At 61.1% G+C, this 19,852-nt stretch carries 17 protein-coding genes; 2 read left to right on the top strand and 15 right to left on the bottom strand.

Features of this window, described 5'->3' with window-relative positions; all coding sequences use genetic code 11:
* Positions 1-261 precede the first annotated feature (261 nt).
* The 8 genes from ABJF10_RS16665 to ABJF10_RS16630 form a co-directional block, all read right to left on the bottom strand.
* The gene (locus ABJF10_RS16665) at positions 262-756 is read right to left on the bottom strand and encodes a hypothetical protein (protein ID WP_348545721.1); all 495 of its coding nucleotides are present in this window, start codon (positions 754-756) and stop codon (positions 262-264) included.
* 94 nt (positions 757-850) lie between these two features.
* On the bottom strand, positions 851-2,476 hold the full coding sequence (locus tag ABJF10_RS16660; protein WP_348545720.1) for a DHA2 family efflux MFS transporter permease subunit: 1,626 nt from the start codon (positions 2,474-2,476) through the stop codon (positions 851-853).
* Positions 2,473-3,954, bottom strand: coding sequence for an HlyD family secretion protein (locus ABJF10_RS16655; RefSeq protein WP_348545719.1), 1,482 nt, complete (start codon positions 3,952-3,954; stop codon positions 2,473-2,475). The genes ABJF10_RS16660 and ABJF10_RS16655 overlap by 4 nt, the downstream gene beginning before the upstream one ends.
* Positions 3,955-4,044: 90 nt before the next feature.
* The gene (locus ABJF10_RS16650; RefSeq protein WP_348545718.1) at positions 4,045-4,737 is read right to left on the bottom strand and encodes a response regulator transcription factor; all 693 of its coding nucleotides are present in this window, start codon (positions 4,735-4,737) and stop codon (positions 4,045-4,047) included.
* Positions 4,734-6,830, bottom strand: coding sequence for a HAMP domain-containing sensor histidine kinase (locus ABJF10_RS16645; protein WP_348545717.1), 2,097 nt, complete (start codon positions 6,828-6,830; stop codon positions 4,734-4,736). Before ABJF10_RS16645 ends, ABJF10_RS16650 begins: the two co-directional genes overlap by 4 nt.
* A gap of 74 nt (positions 6,831-6,904) precedes the next feature.
* Positions 6,905-8,233, bottom strand: coding sequence for a VWA domain-containing protein (locus tag ABJF10_RS16640; protein WP_348545716.1), 1,329 nt, complete (start codon positions 8,231-8,233; stop codon positions 6,905-6,907).
* 98 nt (positions 8,234-8,331) lie between these two features.
* On the bottom strand, positions 8,332-8,613 hold the full coding sequence (locus tag ABJF10_RS16635) for a hypothetical protein (RefSeq protein WP_348545715.1): 282 nt from the start codon (positions 8,611-8,613) through the stop codon (positions 8,332-8,334).
* Positions 8,610-10,463 carry an alpha-amylase family glycosyl hydrolase gene (locus ABJF10_RS16630; protein WP_348545714.1) on the bottom strand — a complete coding sequence of 618 codons (1,854 nt, stop codon included), beginning with the start codon at positions 10,461-10,463 and terminating at the stop codon, positions 8,610-8,612. Before ABJF10_RS16630 ends, ABJF10_RS16635 begins: the two co-directional genes overlap by 4 nt.
* A gap of 120 nt (positions 10,464-10,583) precedes the next feature.
* Between ABJF10_RS16630 and ABJF10_RS16625 the strand changes: the two genes are divergently transcribed.
* Both ABJF10_RS16625 and ABJF10_RS16620 read left to right on the top strand, forming a co-directional pair.
* Positions 10,584-11,270 (top strand): glycerophosphodiester phosphodiesterase family protein, encoded by a 687-nt coding sequence (locus tag ABJF10_RS16625; protein WP_348545713.1) that lies wholly within the window; start codon positions 10,584-10,586, stop codon positions 11,268-11,270.
* Between the two features lie 94 nt (positions 11,271-11,364).
* Positions 11,365-12,096 (top strand): hypothetical protein, encoded by a 732-nt coding sequence (locus ABJF10_RS16620; RefSeq protein ID WP_348545712.1) that lies wholly within the window; start codon positions 11,365-11,367, stop codon positions 12,094-12,096.
* Between the two features lie 244 nt (positions 12,097-12,340).
* Here ABJF10_RS16620 and ABJF10_RS16615 read toward each other — a convergent pair whose 3' ends face one another.
* The 7 genes from ABJF10_RS16615 to ABJF10_RS16585 form a co-directional block, all read right to left on the bottom strand.
* Positions 12,341-12,559 carry a hypothetical protein gene (locus ABJF10_RS16615; RefSeq protein ID WP_348545711.1) on the bottom strand — a complete coding sequence of 73 codons (219 nt, stop codon included), beginning with the start codon at positions 12,557-12,559 and terminating at the stop codon, positions 12,341-12,343.
* 96 nt (positions 12,560-12,655) lie between these two features.
* Positions 12,656-14,113, bottom strand: a complete 1,458-nt coding sequence (locus tag ABJF10_RS16610; protein WP_348545710.1) for a right-handed parallel beta-helix repeat-containing protein — start codon at positions 14,111-14,113, stop codon at positions 12,656-12,658.
* Positions 14,114-14,828: 715 nt separating this feature from the next.
* On the bottom strand, positions 14,829-15,305 hold the full coding sequence (locus ABJF10_RS16605) for a hypothetical protein (protein ID WP_348545709.1): 477 nt from the start codon (positions 15,303-15,305) through the stop codon (positions 14,829-14,831).
* Positions 15,306-15,404: 99 nt separating this feature from the next.
* The gene (locus ABJF10_RS16600; protein WP_348545708.1) at positions 15,405-15,698 is read right to left on the bottom strand and encodes a hypothetical protein; all 294 of its coding nucleotides are present in this window, start codon (positions 15,696-15,698) and stop codon (positions 15,405-15,407) included.
* Between the two features lie 6 nt (positions 15,699-15,704).
* A complete protein-coding gene (locus ABJF10_RS16595; RefSeq protein WP_348545707.1) occupies positions 15,705-16,649 on the bottom strand; it encodes a hypothetical protein in 945 nt (314 codons plus the stop codon).
* A 5-nt stretch (positions 16,650-16,654) separates the two neighbouring features.
* A complete protein-coding gene (locus ABJF10_RS16590; RefSeq protein ID WP_348545706.1) occupies positions 16,655-19,075 on the bottom strand; it encodes a hypothetical protein in 2,421 nt (806 codons plus the stop codon).
* The gene (locus tag ABJF10_RS16585) at positions 19,072-19,824 is read right to left on the bottom strand and encodes an Ig-like domain-containing protein (RefSeq protein ID WP_348545705.1); all 753 of its coding nucleotides are present in this window, start codon (positions 19,822-19,824) and stop codon (positions 19,072-19,074) included. The genes ABJF10_RS16590 and ABJF10_RS16585 overlap by 4 nt, the downstream gene beginning before the upstream one ends.
* Positions 19,825-19,852 lie beyond the last annotated feature (28 nt).

Here is a 19,852-nt window from a genome sequence, read left to right as displayed (position 1 = left end):
CTCGTCCCCAGCCAGCGAGGCCGTGACGAGGACACCATCGGTAGGCGGGACTAGGTCAGCCATCGACGGCGTCTTAGCGTCCGCCAAGGGTAAAGGCAATGCAGTCCAGGAAATAGCGAGCGAACTCATCGGTCAGGAAAGGCGCCGCTCGGGAGCAAAAAGGGTCAAAAGCGGCATTCATCATCCCCAGCAGACGCGGCGAGGTGGTGGAAGGTTACATTCGCGGGCGAAACCGAGGGCTCTTTGCCTTGGGACCAAAGACTACTGCTTTCGTGTCAGGACGATCAGGTACTGACCGGCCGCGTAATTGGTGCGCAAGATCGTTGGGCGCGGCCTGCTGGCATCACTGGAACACCACTTGAGCGTGTTGCCTTCCAGCGTGAAAATGCCTTGGTAAACTTTGCCCCGATAGATGCCGCCGGTTCCAGTGCCGTCGATTTGCTGGAGTTTGCCGTTGCTTCCAGAAATACGGTAAGTGCCTTCACCGATATTGCCTGCGCCGCCGGAAGTGATTTTGTCCGGGGTGATGGTGAGGCTCACGTTCATTCGGCGCTGGCCCGGCCTGGTGTCGTCGCCTTCGCTGACGAAGCCTTCCCAAGTACCGAGCAGTTGCTGTTTGTCGGAGCCGCCCGTGGCGGCCGGGTTCGGAGTAGCGCCTTTATTGGCCCAGCCGGGAAAGGGCGATGGCGTTGGCGATTGCGCGAGTCCGCTGTGATGGAGGAGCGCAAGCAAAGCGCAGGAAAGGAGCATTTTCATGGCGTCGATCTGGGGGAGCATGGAGCGCACACGCATCATACCGGTGTGACGCTGCGGCCGCAAGATGCGGCGCGTGCTAATGACCCGGCGGTGTTTACTCGGCGGCGACGTGCGCGCCTTTGGCGGCGACGGAGCGTTTCATGAAGAAGACGAGCCCGACGAGCGCGACGGAAATGACGGCGAAAAGCACGAAGGTATCGAAGTAGGCGAAGGACGAAGATTGCTGCTGGCGGAGGTTTTCGAGCGACTGGAGCGCCATCTGGCGGGCGGCCACGGGATCGCCGTTGAACTGCAGGAAGTTAGACTGGGCTTGGTCGAGGAAGTTGTTCGCCGCAGGATTCAGGCTATCGAGATTCTCACCCAGGCGCAGGCTGTGGAATTGATCGCGGCGTTCGTGAATGGTCTGCGCCACGGAAGTGCCCACACTGCCCCCTTCGTTGCGCAGCAAGGCGAGGAGGCCGACCGCGGCGCCGCGCAATTGGGGCGGGATGTGCTGAAAGGCCGCGACGTTGAGTGGGGCGAAAATCATCGAAAGGCCCATGATGAAAACGATGCGCGACCAGACGACATCCCACGGGCTGATATCGAGGGTGAAACGCGACATCCAGTAGTTGCCGATCCCCAATACCAGCAGGCCGGTGGCGATGAGGTAGCGCGCATCCACGCCGCGTCCGAGCAGCAGTCCGACGACAAAGAGCATGAGCACCGCCCCGATGCCGGCGGGCGAAAGGACCAGCCCGGAGGTGGTGGCATCGTAACCGAAAAGGGACTGCAGGAGGGCGGGCAGGGAGGTGGTATTGGCGTAGAGCGAAGCGAACGCGCAAAAGATGATCACGCAGCACCAGCGGAAGTTGCGATCCGCGAGTGTGCGGAAATTGATGAGCGGGTTCGCGATCTTCATCTCCCGCCAGATCAATCCACCGAGGGCGAGAACGAAGAAGGAGCTCAGGGTCTGCACGCGCAGGAACGGATCGCCGAACCAGTCCCACTCCTGGCCTTTGCTGAGCACGATCTCCCAAGTCACCATGGTCACGCTCAACAGGCAGAGGCCGAGCGTGTCGAAGGCCGCGCCCTTTTTGCGCGCGTTGAGTTGCGCGGTCTTCAAGTAGGGCGGGTCATGCACCAGCTTGCTGCACATCCACAAGGCGAAGCCGCCGACGGGGAGATTGAGATAGAAGATCCAGCGCCAGCCGTAATTGTCCGTGATATAACCGCCGAGAGTGGGCCCGACGACGGGGGCCAGCAACGCAGCGATGCCGAAGAGGGTTTGAGCCGCGCCTTGTTTTTCCGGAGGGAACGCGTCGAGGAGCACGCCCTGGCTGGAGGGTTGCAACCCGCCACCGGCGAGGCCTTGCAGCACGCGAGAGGCGATGAGCATGCCCAGGCTGGTGGCCATGCCGCACAAGGCCGAAGCAAGCGTGAATATCGCGATGGAGAGCAGGAAGTAATTCCGCCGCCCGAGCCGCACGGCCAGCCACCCGGACATCGGCAGAATGATCGCATTCGCCGCGAGATAGCTCGTGATGACCCATTCACTATCGGTCGCGGGGGCCGACAAGCCGCCGGCCATGTAGCGCAGCGCCACGTTGGCAATGGTGGTATCCAGCACCTCCATGAAGGTCGGGATGACGACGGCGAGCGCGATCAGCCAGGGACTGATCGTGCGCCGCTCCGCGGGCAGGACCGCGGCGGTACTCGCGGATAGAGTCGCCGCGCTCACGGTTTCGCCGGGGTGGTGGTCGGGGAAAGATAAGGTTGCAGGAACTGGCCGGCGTTGGGGCCCGTGGGCGCATCCTTGATGTGCACCACCGGCTCCACCGAGATCCCGACGAAAAGCGGATCGGTATCGGGATGGTAATCGAGCAGGTCGATGCGGACGGGCAGGCGTTGCACGACCTTCACAAAATTACCTGTGGCATTCTCCGCGGGCAGCAGCGAAAGCGTCGAACCGGTGCCCATGGTGAAACCGGAAATGCGGCCCTTGAAAGTCTGGTGCTTGCCATACATGTCCGCGTGCAGATCCACCGGTAGGCCGATGCGCAATTGCGAGAGCTGCGTTTCCTTGAAGTTCGCGTCGATCCAAATCTCGGTCAGCGAGCGGACGGCCATGAGGCTTTGCCCGGCCTGCACGTTGTTGCCAGGGTTGACGTTCCGGCGCGTGACCACACCGTCGATCTCGGAGACGATGTCGCAGTAGCGCAGATTGAGTTGGGCCTCATCGAGGTCGTGCTGGGCCTGCAAAAGCTTCGCCTGCGCTTGCTTGAAGGCCGGGGCCTCCTTCATCACCGTCGCGTAAATCTGATCGATATCTCCGCTCGGGTCGCGCTTGTAGAATTCGTCGATCGTTTCCTTCGGCGTGAGTTTGTACGACGAAGGGAAGATACCGATTTGGGCCGCATTCTGGAGCAGATTCGCCTGCGCCTCGCGGACGGAGGAGAAGATCTGGCCGATGTCGGCGGGCACATCGGTCAAGTTCTTGCCATCCTCGGGTTTGGCGGGCAGGCCCAGGGCCACGCGGGTCTGGATGACATTTTCCGTGGCCTGGCTCACCTCCGCTTGCGTCCCGTCCAGGGTGTTCTTGCGCTGGTCAAATTCCTCGTGGCTGGCCACTTTGGTAGCGAGCAATTGCTTGTAACGATCAAACTCCTGCTGGGCCAGCACGAGGGACGCTTTGCTCTTCGCCAGCGCGGCCGCGTTGGCGCGCAGCAAGGCCACTTTGTTTTCCACATCCTCGATGGTGTGCTGAAGCTTGTACCGCGCGCTGCGGGCCTGCGCGACCTGCCCGCGCACGCTGGCTTGAGCCACCACGAGGTCAGCATTCGCGGCCTCCAGGGCTGCTTGCTTGATCGCGACCTGCACCTGATATGGCTCCTTGTCGAGGACGACCAGCACGTCGCCCTTGCGCACGCGATTGTTGTCATCCACCAGCACCTGCGCCACCTGGCCGGCGACCCGCGGCGCCACGAAGGTGACGTGGCTGTTCACATAAGCATCGTCGGTGGATTCAGTGATCAGCGCTTCGTGGATCTTGCGCGCGGCGATCGCGAGAACGAGCAGCGCCACGACGATGATACCGATCGTGCGCAGTGGGCTGTTCGGCTTGGCTAAGGATGCGCCCGCTTCGGGTGCGGGCGTGGATGGATTGGGAGTGGAGATGGCGTCGCCCTCCCCAGGCTTGGAAGTTGCAGCGGTGTCCATATGGAATGCGTATCTGGTGCGATATTGGAGCATGTCGCGCTCAATCAGACACGTGCATTCGCGGGACGCCCCGGCGCCGGATGCATGATTTTACGTATCCAATCGATAGCCAAGGCCGTGCACCGTAAGGAGATGCGCCGGTTCGCCGGGCGTGGCCTCGATTTTCTGCCGCAACTTGACCACGAGTTGATCGAGCGTGCGCGTGGTCCCGTAGTATTCGATGCCCCATACTTCGGTGAGGATGGTCTCGCGCGAAACGGCATTGCCCCGCTCGCGATGGAGGATGGCGAGGACCTTGAGTTCGCGTGGGGTCAACTCGAAGGCTTCCTTCCCGCGCGTGCCACGGAGCGCGCGGCAATCGACCTTCACCTTCCCGAAAGTGATTTCTTCCGGGACATCGGCAGTCACCGCACCCGGCGTGGCTCGGCGGAGCAAGGCCTGCACGCGAGCGAGGAGCTCGCGCAACGAGAAAGGCTTGGTGACGTAATCGTCGGCACCGAGTTCGAGGCCCACGACTTTGTCGATCTCCTGGCCTTTCGCAGAGAGCATCAGGATGGGCGTGCGGTTTTTCTCCGCGCGCAACTCGCGGCAAAGGTCGAACCCGCTCTTGCCCGGCAGCATGACATCGAGAATGACGAGGTCGGGCCGCCGCTGGCGGATGATCGGCAGCGCCTGCGCGCCATCGCGGCAATCGGTGACTTCGTACCCTTCGCCACGCAGCGCGTCGCATAGGCCGAGGCGGATGTGAGCGTCGTCTTCCACGACGAGGAGATGTTTTTTCATACGGTCTTGGGAGCGGCCGCCAGTGGCATGCGCAGGGTGAAGTTGCTGCCGCCGCCCGGACGCGGCTGGTAAAGGATCTCACCGCCGTGCTCGCGGGCGAGTTGCTGCGCGAGCGTGAGGCCGAGCCCGCTGCCCTGGATGCCGCTGCTCAGCGAATCGTGCGCGCGATAGAACGACTCGAAAATCTTGCGCTCGTCGCCGGATGGCACGCCGACTCCGCGGTCGAGTACGCTCACGCAGGCGTAGCCGCCATCCACGTAGCTATGCAGTTCCACTTCCTTTTTCTCGCCCGCATACTTCTCCGCGTTGGAGAGGAGATTGACGAGAATTTGCGCCAGCGCGTCTTCATCGCCGACGACGGGGTAAGGCCCCGGCGCCGCCTGCCAGCGCGTGGCGAAGCCGCTCTCCTGCAAGTGCAACTCGTGCCCTTCCCACGCGCGCTCGACGACCGCGTGCAGGTCGAGCGGCTTCTTGTCGAACTGCTTCTGGTTCCGTTCGAGCCGCGCAAAATCGAGCACGTTGTTGATCAGGCGCGTGAGCCGCTCCGCCTCGACCATGATGATGCGGAGATACTGCGGATATTTCGCCGTGCTTTCGCCGCGCCCATTCTGCATCAGCTCCGCAAACATGCGGATCGAAGTGAGCGGCGTCTTCAGTTCGTGCGAAACATTGGAAACGAAATCCGTCTTCTGCTGCGCGAGCGCGAGCTGGCGGCGCGCATCCGCGACGACCAGCCAGCCGCCGCAAGCGATCACCGCCAGCGCGCCGGCGATGAGAAACAGGACCGTGCGGCGCACGAGTTGCGCCGATTCGCGGAGCTGCTCCGGGCGCTGGAGATAAAGCGCCGCCTCCCAGTGCGGCAGCGCCTCGCCGATCTCGGAGGCGACGAAAGGATGTTTCCAGTCGCGATCCTTCGCGCCCACCGGCTGCGTGACGACCGGTCGCGCCTTGTCATCGAGCAAGGCGAGCACGAATTCCGCGGGCCGATCCCGGGAGCTGAGGTCGTAGTTGTCTGCGCCGTTCGAGATGGGCAGCACCTCGGGCCACAGATCGCGCAAGTCGCCGGCCTCGATGAGGCAGCCGAACAGCAGGTTCGGCGCTTGCGCGGGCCGCAGCCAGAAGATGATGTTCAACTGGTTCTCCACGAACCGCGTCACCACGCCTTCATTGGATTCGGTGGTCAGCGCGCGAAAATCCGTGGTGGTCGTGGTCAGTTGCGAAATCGCCGCCTGCTTATTGTCCTCGAGCAGACGCTGCGGCGCGACATTGCGCAGGACGGCTTCTTTCTGCGCCTGCTCCATCTGATCCTGTTTGCGCGCGTCCGCCACGGTGGTGTCCTTGCCTTCCGGCACGGGAGTGGCGGTTGGCGCCGGGGCGGCGGCGGCGCCGGGATTTGCCGCCTGGCTTTTATCCTCAGCTTGGTCGCGTTGCGCATTCGGGGGTGGGAGCGCTTTCGATGCCGCCTGCGCTTGTTTGGCCTGCGCGCCTTCCTGGCTCTGTTGGGGCACAGCCGCGTTCTTTGGCAACGGGGCGGCTTTTTGCGATTCGGCGACCGCTCCGTTCGAGTTGAAGTTCGCATTGAAGCTGCCTTGGGAGTTCGACGCGAGGTCCTGGCCGGTTTTCATTTTGCGGAACTGCTCCGGCTTGGCCAGTTCATCGCCCGAAACCCAGTAGACCGTCGCCGGTGTCGTACCCGCGAGGAAAGAGCCGTTGCCGAGCAGGAATTTTTCCCAGGCTGGATTGCTCTTCGCCCGTTGCGGCAACGGCGCGCAGATGGTACCGGTGGTCCCGATGGAGAAGCCAATCGCCTTGCGCGGCCACGCCCTGGCCAGCTCGGTGGAGAAGTTATTGGCCAGCGTCTGCGGGTCGGCCTTGGCCAGCAATTGCCGCACGGTTTCGTTGAAGGCGCGTCGCTGGTCGTCGATCAGCGACCGGGCGGCGACGGCGGCGATCTCCGCTTCTTTTTGGTAGAGCGCCGCCGTCCGATTCTCGAGGATGATCTGCTGCTCATCGGCGCTGCGCAGCGCCAGCCATCCGAGCACGATGCTCGGCAGGAGCACCGCGAGGAGGAAGATCCAGATGCTCTTTTTCATCCGGCCTCCCGCCGACGAGGCACGCGGGAGCAGGGGATACAGCGCAGCGTTTTCATGAACGGGGTTGGTGGAGACTAACGCTTCTGGTTCTTATCCTGCCAGTTTTCATACTGGATTTGCTTGCGGCTCGATTTTCCCAGTTGGCCCTTGCTTTCCACCTCCGCGGCGGCGGCTTCGAGTTTGCGGTTTTCCTCGGCCACGCCGGGCAGTTGCGCGGGCGCCGGGGCGGCGGCATTGATGCTCGCCTGGCTGCGCAGCAGATCGGCGGCATCCTTGCTGCGTCCTTCATCGGCCAGGCGCACGGCCTTTTCCTTGACCAGGCAATTGTTCAAGATGGCCACGCCCTTCGCCACGTCGGGCCGCAGACTGTCCTCGGATTTCCGTTCCTCGTCGGTGAAGGAGATGCGCGCGTTCTGCTGCTGCGGCGCCGCCTTGGCTCCTTCCGTTGCCTCGTATTTCAAGTCGACCATGGCCACGTCGAGCGGCTCGCTCACCGCCTTCTCCACCACGCAGCGGGCCAGGAAGCGGCGTTTGTCGCCGCCGAAGTATTCCGGAAATTGGATCTGCACCGTATGCCCGGAGCAGTCGATTTCCGGACGCCCGATGATCTCCCGCAAGCGCACGCCCTCCGGCACGGTGATACGGATGATGATGCCGCGCGCCACGATCGAGCGTGTCGCGCCGAGTTCCTGCGCGAAGATGGAGGGCAGCTTCTCCGCGTCCTTCACGTAGTAATAGTTGGCCTCGCTTGCCTCGGCGAGGGCCGTCATCAAGTCTTCGTTGTAATCGTCGCCCAGGCCGATGGTGCTCACGGAGACTCCGTCGCGGCGCAAGTCGCGCCCGAGCGTGGCGAGATCGGTGGGGCGGCTCGGACCCACGTTGGCGAGACCGTCGGAAAGCAGGATCACCCGATTGACGCGCTCCTTGTCGAAGTTCCGGCGCAGTTGCTCCGCGCCCAGTTTCACCCCGGCGTAGATCGCCGTGCCGCCCCGCGGGCCGATGTGATTGACCCGTTCCTTCAGCGCGTCGCGATGGCGCTCGTCGCCCACGCGGTCTGGCGGAATGAGCAACTCGGTTTCGTTGTCGAAAATGACGAGCGAGAAATAATCGTCGCTAGCCAGTTGATCGATGGCGAGGCAGGCCGCCTGGCGCGCTTTCTCGATCTTCGGTCCTTGCATCGAGCCGCTGCGATCGAGCACCACCGCCAGGTTCATCGGCGTGTGGTGCGAGGAGTCGGGTTTGCGGCCGTCGATGTCGATTTGCACCACGACTTCGCGCGGGCCGTGGCTATAGAGGAGGTCGCGCTCTGGCGTGACGCGCAGCGTGAGATCGGTGGGGGAGGCGGCGCTGGCGGTCAAGGCCAGCAAGCCTCCGAGGAGGGTGAGGAGTGATATCTTATGCATGCCCGCAACCTAGGCGGGCCGGGCGCAAGAGGTGTCAGAGCCCCGTGCGGAGTTTGTCAAAAAGATGTCAGAGCCGCGGCGTCGGAAAGCCGGGGCGGCTACTTCTTTTTCCGGTCGAGCCCGCTCGGGCCCACGAGCGGATTGGCGTATTTGTCCGGAGTGCCGTGCCCTTTGGGTGTGGCGGACAGCGGATTGACGTACGGTGTCGGTTTGGCTTTCGCATCGCCTTTCCACATCCAGTCGCCGGACTTGGGTGCCGCTTTGGCCAGCGGAGTGGCGCCCGGTCTGGACACCGACTTGGCGTCCGTGTCCTCTTCTTCCTTTTTATCGCAACCGGCAAAGGCAATGACGACCAGGAGATAGAGAGGCAGTTTTTTCATGGAGCAGGATGGGAGATGGAAGTCCGAAGCCACTCAAAATAACAGGCGGAAAGCGGCGCGCACTCGGTTATTTGCATCATCACCCCGTCGCCGCCTGGCACCGCCGCGGCGACCGCGTGTCCTGGTTCGAGCCCCAGCCTTTCGTGGAACTGCCAGGCCGATCCCGCCGTGACCCGCAGAAACTCCAGCGCCGCGCCCGGCAGCCACACGCCGACATCGCGGAAGGTCTCACTGCGATGCAAGTTCACCAGCACGAGAAACCGCTGATCGCTCGCGGCATCGTAACGCAGGAACGCATAGAGCCAATGGCCGCTCGCTCCCTCGTCGGGCCGGCGGCCATAGCGCGGATTCCCGACGTTCGCCGAGTTCAGGGCGAAGAACTCTCCGTGACGAAACGCGGGCTCATTCACCAGCGCCAGCAGTCGTGCGTAGAAGGCGCGCAGCGCGGCTTGTTCCGGGGACAGGCGCCCGCCGTCGTAGCGGTGATCGTTCACCCATTTCGCGAGTTCCGGCATCGACCAGTAATCGAAGATCGTGGTCCGGGCATCATCCGCGCCGAAGCCCTCCGCGCCCTGCGCCGGCTCGCCCACTTCCTGGCCGCTGTAGAGCAGCACGGGCCCGCGGGAGAGACCGAAGAGGATGGCCGATACCGGCCGCCCCACCTGCATCCCGATGCCGCCCCACTGGCCGGCGCCCGCCAGCCGCACTTCGTCGTGATTTTCCGCGTAGCGCAGCGAGTGCGTGAAGAGCGTGCCGTCGCCCGTGATGGCATCGAGATCGTTGGCCCACTTCGGCCCGTCGTAGATGTCCTTGAGGATTTTGTAGGCGGGATCGTCGTAAACCGCATCGAAGCCCGCGGAGAGCAAATCGTGCAGGACGTTGCCGCGGCCGACTTTCATCGGGTCGTTGTCGTACGCTTCGCCGACGAGAAAAACCTCCGGGTGCCGGGTGCGGGCGCGCGCCACCACCCATTGCCAGAATTCCGGCGGCACCATGTGCGCCATGTCGCAGCGAAAGCCGTCGATGCCCATGCCCTGCCAGTAGGCGAGGACGGCGTCCATCTTCAGCCACGTGTCCGGCACCGGCTTGTGCGGTTCTTCCGCCGTCGGATATTCCCGCGCGCCAGTGGTGAAATCGTAGCCGTAGTTGAGTTTCACGGTTTCGTACCAATCCCAAATTCCCGGCGTCCACGTGACGGCGTTGTTGCCCGTCACCCGGCCATGATCGCGCTCGCCGTCGAAGCGCCCGTCACATCCTCCCAGCACGCGGCAGGTGGTGCTGATCGCGCGGCCGTCGGCAAAGGTCGGCAGCCGCAGCGGAGGCCCGCCGCCCGGTGAATCCGCCTGGAGGTAGTAGAAATTGTTGCGCGGATCGAAGAACCGGGCGCGATCGTCGTGCCCGCCGAAATTCAGCTCGGGACGCCCGCGCGAGGAGTAGCATCGCGCCACATGATTCGCCACGAAATCGATGATGACGCGCAAGCCGGCAGCGTGAACCCGCTCGACCAGCGCCTGGAATTCCTCCAGACGTCGCGCGGAATCCAGCGCGTAGTCCGGACACACGTCGAAGAAATCGGTGATGGCAAACGGACTGCCGGCCAGCCCCTTGAGCAAATCGGGATCGTCGGCTGGCAGACCCACCGCGGAATAATCCGTGGCGGTGGCATGGCGCAGCACACCGGTGAGCCAGAGATGGGTAAAGCCCATCGCCCGGAGCGAGGCCAGCGCCGCGTCGTTGAGCTCGGTAAATTTGCCCACGCCGTTTTCCGCGAGCGTGCCATTGCTGCGGCGGGTCTCGTTGCGATTGCCGAAAAGACGGGGAAGAAGCTGGTAAATGCGGACGCGGTCCATGGGAGAAGGGGATCGAACATCCAACATCCAACATCCAACACCCAATATTGCCAGCGACTGCGGCGCATTTTCTGTAATTGGATGTTGGATGTTGGGTGTTGGATGTTGGATGTTGGCTCCGTGAGCCAATTTCTCTGCATCGGTCACCGCGGCGCGGGTGGGCACGAGCCGGAGAATACCTTGCGCTCCATCCGCCGGGCGCTGGAGCTCGGGGCGCATGGGGTGGAGATCGATGTGCGACTCGTGCACGGCGAATTGCTCGTCATGCACGATGCCAAGCTCGACCGCACGACCAATGGCCACGGCTATCTCATCCGCAAATCGCTGACCGCTTTGCGCGCCCTCGATGCCGGCCAGGGTGAACGCATCCCGACGCTGCGCGAAGTCTTCCAGACGGTGAACCGCCGGGCGTTCATCAACATCGAACTCAAGGGCCGCAAGACCGCCGCACCGGTCTGCGCCTTGATTCACGAATTCGTCTACACGCATGGCTGGCAGTATGCCGATTTCCTCGTCTCTTCCTTCCATCGCACCGAACTGCGCGCCGTCCCCGATCCGCAAGTTCCCATCGGCCTGCTGCTCACGCGCCCCACGCGGCTCTATGGCCTCAGCGCGCGGCGCGTGCGGGCCTGCGCGGTACATCCCGCCGTGCGTTACGTGACCGCGCGTTTTGTGGCCGATGCCCATCGCCGCGGCCTGCGTGTGTTTCCCTACACCGCCAACGAACCTGCCGAAATCGCCCGCCTGCGCGACCTCGGCGTCGATGGTGTCTTCACCGATTTCCCCGAGCGCGCTGTAGGCGCGTGAGTCGTCGGAGCGCTCGTATCTACAGACCCGCCCTCCGCAGAAATGCGGGGTTTTTTCGGCTCGCCAGCATGGAAAATGCCTATACCATCCGCATATGCGACCCCTGCTCACCCGGGTTCTCCCGCTGGCGATGTGCCTCTTCATCGTCGGTTGCTCGACCCGGCCCCTGCCGAAATATCAGCGCCCCATCGCCCGCACCCAATTGCAGCGCGTGCGCACCACGGCCTACACCGATACGGAAAGCGATCACGTCCAGTACTCGAATCACAACGCCCTCGGCGGCACCCTGCAATGCGGGGCGATTCACAGCGCGGCGGCCGATTGGTCGCGCTGGCCCGCCGGCACCATCTTCCGCATCCGCGAGACCGGCGAACTCTATCGCGTCGACGACTACGGCTGGGCGCTCTCCGGCACCAACACCATCGACCTCTACAAGCCCTCCCGTTCCGCGATGAATGCCTGGGGCGTGCGCGGCGTGACCATCGAGAATCTCCAGTGGGGCGATCCCAGGCAAAGCCTCAGCGTGCTGCGCCCGCGTTCCCACTTCCGGCATGTGCAACGCATGATCCAGGAACTCGAGGACCGCATGGAGGAACTCGTCCAACCTGTCCCCGCGATGGGCTCGTCGCCCGGCCCAGTGCTGATCGCGGCGACCTCCACCCCTGCGCTTTCCGCCGCGCCGACGCCGATCCCGGTGTCCCGTCCGATCGTCATGGCCTCCGCGCCCGCGCCGCAAAATGCACCGCGCGCCATCCCGGTGACCAACAGCAGCCGCGCAAATCAAATCGCGCGCGATCCCTTCTACGCGACCGGCGCCTCACGCTGAGGTCGGAGCAAGATTGACCGTGGCAGTAGGTCGCCCGGAGGGCGTCGAAAAAAACGACCGTCATACTGAGCTTGCGAAGCACCTCTGATTTCTGCCTTGCCTCACCCGCAATGGAGTGGACTACGCGGGGCTTCTCTCTGCTGCCCTCGCGATATCAGGGATTTGCCCCATTTCTTCCGCGGGCTGTCTCGCTGCGCTTGGCTTTCGCATGCTCAGGATGACAGGAGTAGTGCAGCCGCGGCGCTCAGTTCACAATCCGAAACGCACTGCGCGGCACGACGATCGCCTCCGGCAGGCCGAGCGCCGTGAGCGTCACGTGCTCCTCGTCATCCGCCGGGGTGAGGGTGACATCCGTGCGGTCGCCGGGGCGGAAGACCACGGCCAGGGTGCTGCCGGGTTCCAATTCTGCCATGCCGTGATCCGCATCCTCGAAATCGCTAAGCCATTCGACGGTTACATTCATAAATAAACAGGGTAACTGACTGACGGAACATCGGCCCGATCTATTCAGGACGCAAGTGGCCGTGACCGTCCTCCCGGCGGGCGGGCGATGCCAGCCTTACCTCCGGTTCCCTTCAAACGTCACGGCGTCCAGTTGATAGATAGAGCCATTGGTCAGCACATTCCCCCGGACCCAGTTGTCTTTGCCCCCATCGATCTTGAGGGAAACGGTGTGGATCTTGCCGACCTCGTCCTGATGCGGGCGGTCGTCGCCGATCACGCAGTCGCTCACCCGGCAGCGGGTGCAGTTCTTCATCCACAGACCGTAGCCGTCGTAATCGAGGATGCTCAGGTCGGTGAGCGTGCAGCGGTCACAGTTCTCCAGCAAGACCGCCGCTTCCTTTTTCCACACCCCCTTCACCAGGAAACCGCTCAGCTTGCAGTCGGCGCAATTACGGAAGACGAGACCGTTGAGGTCCTTCGCCCAGTTGCCGTTGACGACGTAGCGCGGGTTGCGGTCGAAGTCGTTCGGGCCCACGACGATCGCCTGGCTGTCCTCGATGAGCAGGTCGTGCTCGAAGCCTTCCCAAAATGTATTGCCGGTGATGCTCACGCCGCGCGCGTGCTGCAGATGCACATTGATCTGCACGTCGCTCATCGCATTGCCGATGATGGCGATGTGGCCTTCCTGCGTCTCCGTCGCGTTCTTCGTCGAGGTGATGCCTTTGCCGATCACGCGGATATTCGCGCTGCCGGGCGACTTGTTGTTGTGCTGCAAGGTGCAGCCGATGATCGTCACTTCGTCGGTGCTGCCGTCGGTGCAATCGATGAGGACGTTCGCTGTCGGGGGCGCGTCGGCCTTCATGTTGCTTTCGATGTCGCAAGTGCCGATCTGCACGTTGCGCACTTCGCCGCCGCGCGTCACCACCCCGCCGCCGGCGTTATAGCTGATGTGGCAGCCCACGATGTTCGACTGGTGCAGGTTCACGTGATCGTAAAGGATGCCGCAGCCGCTGTTGTGATAGAGATGACAGGCGGAGATGAGGATGTTGCGATCGCGCTTCGTGAGCCGGATCGCGTGGCGCAAATCATGAATGACCGTCTCGGTGACCGTGAGCTGCATCGTGCCCGTAGCCTCGATGCCATCGGCCTCCTTGTTGCCCTCGGCCGCCGTAATCTCCAGCCCGCGCACCAGGGGCGTGCGCTGCCTTTCCCAGACGTTCGGCTTGATCGTCCCCGGATCGGCCGAGCCTTCATGCGTGCCCACGAAATGAAACGCCGGCCCCGCGCCCGCCATCACGACCTTCGCTGTGCCATCCGCGATCAGCGAAGTGAAGCCCACCTTGTCCAGATCGATGGTGACCGTCCCCGAGAGCCGATACACCCCCTTCGGAAACACCACGCCGCCGACCCCGCTATCCACCGCCTTTTGAATCGCCGCCGTATCATCCGCCTTCCCATCCCCCACCGCCCCGAAGTCACGGACGGTCTTGGGTAGGATGTCAGCGGAGAAGCTGGAGATGGGCGCCAATATAACCAAAGCGACGATGGTGACGAGGGAGGGCATTGACTTCATGGGTTGGGGGGAGTTTGAAAAGCTGCGCTGATCACTGACCGGCCCGTGCAGCACAGGTGAAGTCTGCATTTTCAGCGTTCGGCGACAATGGATAAAACGCCCTTTCGCGGACCACCGCCCGTTGCCGCAGAAGACAAGGCGGAAGGCCCCCGTGTTGTCCTCTCCACGTTCAGGTTTACTTTCGCGGGTGGACCTGCCAAATCATGCGTGACATAGCGCGCCCAGTCGCGTTCCTCACTCGCTTCGAGGCTGTTTCCGGCTGAAAGACGCTTGATACGAGGCAGCTTGGTTGGCGGGGACAAATCATGGAGTGGGTGGACCTTGGTCGGGACGCCCGAACGGATATATGAGAGGAGGCACCTGCCAGTAGTTGCAAGGCCCTGAACTCAAGAAGCTGCGGCGCGTGCTTATTTTTCGTTCCCGCTGGCCTAAAGCTCGCGGGTTGGCTGCTCACTTCCTACTATTTCCGGGTTGGCTGCTTATTTATGAGGACTTCACATTGGAGTATCCAAATACCTGATCCGCGCGGAGCGATACTCGATATTGAGTCGATCGCAGCGATCTGAAAACGTTTCGAAGTTGGAGTTTCTGAGCTCTTGTCCCAATTCCCATGTTGAATCACATTCTGAGCAAATCAGAAACGGCATGTCAGACATATTTTCAAACACCGCCCTCGTGATGTATTGTTCGTGGCAAACAGGACAGGGGTGCATAGTCAGTGAATAGGATGAGCAGTGAGGATTTCAGCAGAACCAGCGCGTCGCATCACCAGAAAAATCTTCTGTTGACCATCTGTGCCGATCACGCGTCCCATTGGAACGACCCATTGATTAGCTATTTCAAATCCTTGATCATTCAGTGGATGGACTTTAGCAGTGCTGCTCCAGGCCTCATCTAGCAATTGAAAGAGTTCGTCTCGAGCTCCGGTAAAAACGGAATGCGTAATGCCGGGTCCGACTTTGTAATCCACGACGGTGTGCGCAAGCACATGCATAATCCGGTGTCCTTCTTTGGTGTTGGAGGCGCTCCCATAGATGAGTCCCGCTGGAGAACTCCACGCAATGCGATCGGCGGCCGCCGGTGTCAGCTTGTATCCTTGCTTCGAAACAGAAAATAGTTCGAGGATTTTGGCCAATCCTTCACTATCCACCGCCGAAGTTGGAGTCGCCTTGCAGACATTGATCAGCCTCACGAAGGAATCGTTCGTGGGAAATTGGGGGTCAGGCGACATTTTATGACTGGCTGTCAAGATTGGTCGCCTGACCCCTATTTCCCTGCTCATCTCCCGCTTTCAGCCTGTGATCGAATGCCAATTCGCCGCCAGCGCTCCAGCAATCGCCAAGGCAACCATTAAGACGAAGATTCCAGCGAGCACGACATTGCCAGTTCGCCAAGCAATGAAAGCAATGCAAGGCAGTGCAGCCATGTAACCGATCCGCGCGCCCGCCGCGATCGATCCCGATAGAAGACCTCCAATTTCCAAGAACGCGATCGACGGCACAAATACACAAAATAGCAGCATGAACGTTGCGAACAAAGCAACACCGTTAAGCACCAAATCGCGAGCGAGCCTTGTCGATTTCACAACTTGTCAGTCCAGCGCGGCCTTCAAGAACCCGTCTCGCGATGCCGCATCCTTGTGTAGATCAAATAGAAGTTTCACGCTGCCGCTGCCGAGATAGCGGATGCTTAGCGGCGGATACTTGAATGTTTTTTCTTCCCCATTCATTCGACGCTGGAAAGCCGTGATGTCGGCAGGATTCAATTCCTTATACGTCCCGCCTTTCTCGACGAATGCGAGCAATCCTCGCAGGCTGATTTTGTATAGTTGTTGAGTGGCAGCAATTCGCATAACTAATCCGGGTGCGGACGGCAGTTCTATTAAGTGGGTGAATGACACCGCTCCGAGCGAGCTTGCATCCCCCAACCCCGCTATCTCAAACGCGGCAAACATATTTTGACTAGGTTCAATTTTTGCAAGCTCAGCGCGATGCTCCGCCAGTCCCAAATCATCCCGACAGAGACGCTCCAATAATGCGCGGAGATCGATGCTTTGAGTATCGTTAGAGTCGATGATTGCTCGACTCCCTGCGGTGGCTGGTGGAAAGCGCACAAGGGCTTCAGAGAGACGGAACACGGCCAATCGACGCACCGAGTCAGCGAGAACCAAGTTTGAATAGCCCCCAGCGCTCTCCAAAGCCTCTGCAATCGAAAGGTAAGTCTTCGCCGCATCTTCCGGCTTTTGGCCGTCGGAAACAAAATCGCGCTTCACCTTCATGTGTAGCGCCTGAACGAGTCCAATGCCTTTAGTTGCCAGAGTCCGCTCTTTGTCGGCGAGCGTGTTTGCATACTGCTGAGAGCCAACATTTGGCCAAGGCTGCGGCGCGGCCTTGTTCATCTGGCTCGCGATTTCTGAGACGGACTTTTCCGCGAGCGACTTTTCCCATGTTCGCAGCTGCTCAACGGTTTGAGCTCCCGCCACGCAGGAGAGCATGGAGCAAATGAGGATCACAACGATTAAACGCAAGGCATTCATAAGCATTATTGGAGTATGGTGGTTCCTTCCATCTGCCGGCAGGCATTGTTCAGCATCTGGATCTCGACGGTATAAATGCGGCCAGCATTTCCAAGGGTATTGTATCCAGATTGTACTCGCGCTGCCTTTCGGACGAACTCCGGCCACTTTGGAGGCCCGTCGTAGTCAAAGTCGTAAAGGTCAGTGATTGTGCCAGTGATCGTGACCGATTCGATGGTATAACCGTCGCGGTGAACTTTGACCGTGACGTCGAAAGGACTGATGATTGTGTCGCCCAGCGCCAAAAAAAGGTCGGGATCAGACGCGTTAGCAAAGTTCACGCTCCCGCCCTCAAAGTGCCAGTCGAACGTCTCTACGACGTTACCCGGATCACCAAAACGCTGATGAACTTCGTCCTTCTTCGCAGAAATACGGTCTGCCAACAAAACGTAGATTGCGTGCGCGTTAGCCGCGTCATCAGCCATTTGGCTGGTCCGGCTGAATGTTGCATTGATTGTGGGACCGGGATTTCCAGGCGGCGGAAAGATTAGGCCCACGGCATGAGTCAGCCTGAAATCGCTTCTCGTCACCGTTGTTGCCGGGCCAGTTGCCCCGACCGGCGTTCCCGCGGTCAAAAACGCGTTCATGCAGCGGCTTGCTTCCGTTAATCCGCCCGGTGCCCAAATGTAGTCCGACAAATTGCTGAGTCCGAATGTGCCTGTGTTATTAGCGTTGTAGGTATCTCGAGATACGATCTTCACCTCGTATTCGTGGGCATCGGTTTTGGGCTGACCATTCGAGTCGTGGTGATTCCATTTATAAGACGGGCGAATGGTTGCTTCGGCTGAACTCAACTGCCCGTTGCCGTCTTGGTCATACCCTGCAACGAGGTTGTAGCTGTTCTCGTCGTCCGGGAAAACGGTATCCAAAACTACCGTGACGATTTCTCCATTCGCGTCGTAGGTCGAGCTGCCGTCTTCTGGCAAGTATCTGTTGCCAATCTTCGTCGCTAATCGCCAAAGGATTTTGTTCCGAAGCTCAGACGATCCTCCAACATCTACCTTCGCCTTTAGATGGCCTTTGAGATCGAAGTTACTGCTCTGGCAAGCACCCATCAGCAGGTATTGCCTCTCCTGGCCGCCTGTTTGATTCGGAAGGTAGTTCGCATCGGTTACTCCCGAGAGTTGATCAGACCAAAGCTTGGTAATCTCCACTGGGAGGAGGAGGAAGCCGTGAGCTTCCGGCGCGCTACCGGCGACGCTCGGATCCTGGAATGTTCCGTAGCCGACGATGACGCCTTGATCGTTCAAGTCCACGACACTCGTAAACGTCCAACCGGTCCCGCTTGGAATGAGATCCGTCAGAGCTTGAGGAGCATAATGAGATCGATCTGTCGTCAGCTCCCAGAGCGTCGGAACCTCTTGCAGATAGCCGAGAATCTGTTCGCTCAGGACAGGCGTGGTGTTTCCGTTGGCATCCACTGTCAGGCGCGTGGCATTGTTGATGGCCACGGGAACCCCGGTGCCGATGCCTGTTTCGCTACCCGCTCCGGTCCAAACGATCATGCTGCCCGGCTTGATTCCGACAACGGTGCCCGCTTCGCTGACGTCAACCGGATAGAAATCGACTACCTGGCCATCAACCATGTTGCTCACGGTTTCAGGCGTGAATCGCCAGTAGTTGTTCGACTGTTGCGGGGTGCCGGGGTCACCGCGCTGGCCGATGTATCTTCCATCTTTGTTCGCTCGTGAGATAGAGAACCATGGATTTATCCAGTTGCCGAGAATTGGCGGCAGGTCCGGATTGTTATCCGAGTCGGCGTTTGCACAAGAGCTCAACGCAGTGGAAGACGAACCAGTTGGACCTGGCCATTTGTAGGCATTGGAAAATGGCGACTCGGAGCTTTGCGCCCTATCGCAAAAGCGATAGCCGGTGTAAACGTTGCTATAAGCGTCGCCCTGGTCGTTGATTGCCGTAAATTGCATTTGCTTCAGCGTGGATCCGCCCGGGAAGGGGCTCGGTCCTGCGACCGGCGAGGAAACTTTCGTCCCGACGGAGCTGTTGACGTCCCAACGCATGCCCGCACTGGGTTCGGCATTTACAGAATTGTCGTCCTTGAAAACTCCACCGACCACCACCCCCGCATTGTTCATATCGCTGGCCCCGACCGCCGCGTTGGGATCGTTCGAAGTGAGCAATTCCAAGGTGCCAGCTTTCCAACGGTAATAGTTGGCATTCCCGTCGACCACCAAGACCCACCCATTGTTTGCCACACGAATGGGAGTCATGCCCGCACCCAGGTCGACAACGGCGTAGCGCGGGTAGTTTGGAGCGGAAGTGCCGCCGACGCCGCGGGCCACGGGCCGGGCGATTTGATCTGCTTGCGACCAGGCGAATGCTCCCGTGAGCAACCAACAGACTGAAAAGTAGAGACGCGCCAGGTTCATTGAGCGATTGTGCGATCCGGGTTGATGTGAACGGAAGTGGTGTTGGCCGGCACCGATCCGATCGTCTCCCATTCGCCAAAGGCGTTGCGGAGCTGGATGGCGAAGTCGGTTTCATTGTCGCTGTTGTCGGCCCACGTCATGTCGATGCTGCCATCGGCATTTTGCACCACAGTGACACCGCTCGGTGGGGTCGGCGGCTGTTGGTTGCCGACATGAAAGGCGACGCTGGCTTGATGGGGGATGCTTCCCGCAGTGGCCGTCACCACGCTGGCGGCGCCAATGTCGGGCGAAGTGGTGAAGGTGACGGAGACGCGACCGTTGCCATCGGTTCGACCGAAGCTGGGAAACAGTTGTCCATCACCGGCCGTAATGGCGAAATTGACCGGCGCGCTGTGCAATAGATTGCCGGCCTGGTCGCGCACCTCGACCACCAAGGCCTGCGGCAACTGCGTATTCGGCGCACCAAACTGACTGTCCCCGCCCACGATGCCGAGCACGGGCGCTTGCCCCTTGTAGTAGTCATTCGGGTCCAGTCCCTGCTGGTAGCACTGGAGAATCGTCAGGCCGTTGCCGGCGGGAGCGAGGTCGTTCCCATGGAGGTGTTGCTCTCCACCGGCGCTGCCATAGCCAGAACCGAAGTAAAACCGCTCCCAGTCATCCGGCAGGCCATTGTGGTCGGTGTCCAGTTCGGCGGCGCGGAGCAGGACGGTGTTGGAGCCGGGTGGCCTGCTCCCCAAAAGTTGATCCAAGTGTTATGAGAGTTGGCGGCGCGTGAGC

Source organism: Chthoniobacter sp., from assembly GCF_040003245.1.
In the GTDB taxonomy this organism is placed as follows: Bacteria; Verrucomicrobiota; Verrucomicrobiia; order Chthoniobacterales; family Chthoniobacteraceae; genus Chthoniobacter.
Note: the sequence above shows the minus strand (reverse complement) of the source record. Positions and strands in the feature narration are given on the sequence as shown.

What these genes read in the sequence shown, in the direction of transcription:
- ABJF10_RS16665 (WP_348545721.1), bottom strand. Translation starts at nt 756, where the DNA reads ATGAAAATGCTCCTTTCCTGCGCTTTGCTTGCGCTCCTCCATCACAGC.
- ABJF10_RS16655 (WP_348545719.1), bottom strand. Translation starts at nt 3,954, where the DNA reads ATGGACACCGCTGCAACTTCCAAGCCTGGGGAGGGCGACGCCATCTCC.
- ABJF10_RS16650 (WP_348545718.1), bottom strand. Translation starts at nt 4,737, where the DNA reads ATGAAAAAACATCTCCTCGTCGTGGAAGACGACGCTCACATCCGCCTC.
- ABJF10_RS16645 (WP_348545717.1), bottom strand. Translation starts at nt 6,830, where the DNA reads ATGAAAAAGAGCATCTGGATCTTCCTCCTCGCGGTGCTCCTGCCGAGC.
- ABJF10_RS16640 (WP_348545716.1), bottom strand. Translation starts at nt 8,233, where the DNA reads ATGCATAAGATATCACTCCTCACCCTCCTCGGAGGCTTGCTGGCCTTG.
- ABJF10_RS16635 (WP_348545715.1), bottom strand. Translation starts at nt 8,613, where the DNA reads ATGAAAAAACTGCCTCTCTATCTCCTGGTCGTCATTGCCTTTGCCGGT.
- ABJF10_RS16630 (WP_348545714.1), bottom strand. Translation starts at nt 10,463, where the DNA reads ATGGACCGCGTCCGCATTTACCAGCTTCTTCCCCGTCTTTTCGGCAAT.
- ABJF10_RS16620 (WP_348545712.1), top strand. Translation starts at nt 11,365, where the DNA reads ATGCGACCCCTGCTCACCCGGGTTCTCCCGCTGGCGATGTGCCTCTTC.
- ABJF10_RS16615 (WP_348545711.1), bottom strand. Translation starts at nt 12,559, where the DNA reads ATGAATGTAACCGTCGAATGGCTTAGCGATTTCGAGGATGCGGATCAC.
- ABJF10_RS16610 (WP_348545710.1), bottom strand. Translation starts at nt 14,113, where the DNA reads ATGAAGTCAATGCCCTCCCTCGTCACCATCGTCGCTTTGGTTATATTG.
- ABJF10_RS16595 (WP_348545707.1), bottom strand. Translation starts at nt 16,649, where the DNA reads ATGAATGCCTTGCGTTTAATCGTTGTGATCCTCATTTGCTCCATGCTC.
- ABJF10_RS16590 (WP_348545706.1), bottom strand. Translation starts at nt 19,075, where the DNA reads ATGAACCTGGCGCGTCTCTACTTTTCAGTCTGTTGGTTGCTCACGGGA.